This window comes from Salinibacterium sp. (genome assembly GCF_031364185.1).
In the GTDB taxonomy this organism is placed as follows: Bacteria; Actinomycetota; Actinomycetes; order Actinomycetales; family Microbacteriaceae; genus Rhodoglobus.
The window spans coordinates 1-2,333 of record NZ_JANLVV010000102.1 but is presented as its reverse complement, the minus strand read 5'-3'; the positions used below and the strand labels follow the sequence as shown (position 1 = coordinate 2,333).

The 2,333-nt window shown below is 63.5% G+C and carries 3 protein-coding genes; all 3 read right to left on the bottom strand.

The window, feature by feature from the left end; all coding sequences use genetic code 11:
* Nucleotides 1–158: 158 nt before the first annotated feature.
* On the bottom strand, nucleotides 159–995 hold the full coding sequence (locus RMN95_RS04870; RefSeq protein ID WP_397545176.1) for a segregation and condensation protein A: 837 nt from the start codon (nucleotides 993–995) through the stop codon (nucleotides 159–161).
* Nucleotides 979–1,866 carry a ParA family protein gene (locus RMN95_RS04865; protein ID WP_309615827.1) on the bottom strand — a complete coding sequence of 296 codons (888 nt, stop codon included), beginning with the start codon at nucleotides 1,864–1,866 and terminating at the stop codon, nucleotides 979–981. The genes RMN95_RS04870 and RMN95_RS04865 overlap by 17 nt, the downstream gene beginning before the upstream one ends.
* Nucleotides 1,867–1,960: 94 nt before the next feature.
* On the bottom strand, nucleotides 1,961–2,333 hold a 373-nt coding region (locus RMN95_RS04860), incomplete at its 5' end, for a tyrosine-type recombinase/integrase (RefSeq protein WP_309615826.1).

Here is a 2,333-nt window from a genome sequence, read left to right as displayed (position 1 = left end):
CGAGCGATACAACCGACTGTGGCTCGTCGGCCACCATCAGGATCGCCTCGACGCTGCGCTCCAGGTGGATGACGCTGGTCGCCACGGTCACGCCAGTGTCGGTTTCGATCGTGTCGTTGTCGATCGTGTCGGTGTCGATCAGGTTGGTTTCGGCCGTATTAGTTTCCATAGTCGCTCCCGAGGTCTGCGAGGCTGTCGTCGGTCCAGTGCTCGGCCGACCAGTGGATGTGCAGCTCGCCCAGCGGTTCGACCTGGTCGAAACCGATGAACTCTCCACGGTACAGCTCAAGCACGGCCAGGAATCGCGCGATGACCACACCCTTCTGGTCCGCTCCGGCGATGAGTTGGCGAAAGGTCAGTGTCGCGCCCCCGCGCAGCAGGGCAACCACGTGTGCCGCCTGCTCCCGGATAGATACGAGCGGAGCGTGCAGGTGGTCAAGGCCCACCGAAGGAATTTCACGAGGCGTGAATGCGAGCGCTGCGACCGCCGCGAAATCGTCGAGCGTCAGCGTCCACACCAGCTCGGGCGTCTGTTTGCGATATTTTTCCTCGAGTCGCACCGACCTGACATGCCGGGTGGATTCGGTATCGAGCCGGCCCGAAAACCACTGCGCCGCCTCCTTGAACGCCCGGTATTGCAACAGCCTGGCGAAGAGCAGGTCGCGCGCCTCAAGCAACGCGACGTCTTCGGCATCCACCAGCTCGCCTTGGGGAAGCAGCCCTGCCACCTTCAGGTCGAGCAGGGTGGCCGCCACCACGAGGAATTCCGTGGCCTGGTCGAGCTCCTCTGCTGAGTCAAGTCCACGCAGGTAGGAAATGAACTCGTCGGTAATCTTCGAGAGTGACACCTCGGTGATGTCGAGCTCGTGCTTGGTGATGAGCGAGAGCAGGAGGTCAAACGGCCCGGTGAAGTTGTTGAGGCTGACCGAGAAGCCGTGGCCCCGCTCCACCGTGTCCGAATTCACGAGTACAACGCCGTCAGGCGGCAGCGCCACGGGAGATCAGCTCTCTCGCCAGCTGGCGGTACGCCTGTGACGCGGCATGCTCTGGCGCGAACGTGGTGATCGGTGCCCCGGCAACACTGGCATCGGGGAATTTCACCGTACGGCCGATCACCGTCTCGAGCACACTGTCGCCGAAGGTCTCGACCACACGGTCGAGCACCTCGCGCGAATGAAGGGTGCGCGAATCGTACATTGTGGCCAGGATGCCGTCGAGCTCGATAGCAGGATTGAGCCGATCCCGAACCTTGTCGATCGTTTCGACGAGCAGCGCCACTCCGCGCAGGGCAAAGAACTCGCACTCGAGGGGAATCAGCACACCATGGGCCGCCGTGAGCGCGTTAACAGTGAGAAGCCCGAGCGACGGCTGACAGTCGATGAGGATGACGTCGTACCGGTCGCTGACCTTGCGTAACACTCGGGCCAGGATCGTCTCGCGCGCAACCTCGTTGACGAGGTGCACTTCGGCAGCGGACAGGTCGATGTTGGCTGGGATGATGTCGAGATTTGCGTAGTTGGTGTGCACTATCGCCTCGGCCGGATTGGTCACGGTGCCCAGAAGCAGATCGTAGATCGTGGGCACGTCATGCGTCGGAACACCGAGGCCGGCGGACAGTGCTCCTTGCGGGTCGAAGTCGATGACCAGCACGCGGCGGCCCACCTCGGCTAGCGCCGCACCGAGGTTGATGGTGGTCGTTGTCTTGCCGACCCCACCCTTCTGGTTACACAGCGAGATGATGCGGGCGGGGCCGTGCCCCTTCAGCACCGGTGGTTCGGCGAATGTTCGCAACAGCCTGCCGGTGGGGCCTTTGATCGGGGCTTCCATGCCAGACAGCACCACCGAATCGTCCCTGTGCACTGTCATGCCTCGAGTGTACGGCGCCCCTTTTCGGTGCCGAGGCTGCGACGCACGGGACGCGCTCGGTTCGCCTCTACCAGAGGTTGAAGGTTATCAGCGGTCACCGCGCGCGCGGGTGGGCCGTCGTATACATGTCGCGCAGCGTGTCGGCGGTGACCATCGTGTAGATCTGGGTGGTCGCGACCGACGAGTGGCCCAACAGCTCCTGCACCACGCGAACATCCGCGCCTCCCGCCAGAAGGTGGGTGGCGAACGAATGTCGGAACGTATGCGGGGAGATCTCAAGCCCCAGACCTGCCCTTTCGGCGGCCGCCCTGATGATCAGCCAGGCATTCTGTCTCGATACGCGCTGCCCGCGTGCCCCGAGAAAGAGGGCAGGGGTGTGCTTTCCGCGACCCGAGAAGCTCGGTCGAGCGCGCATCAGATAGGTGTCGAGCGCGGCCCTCGCAAAGCTGCCCACGGGAACTATGCGC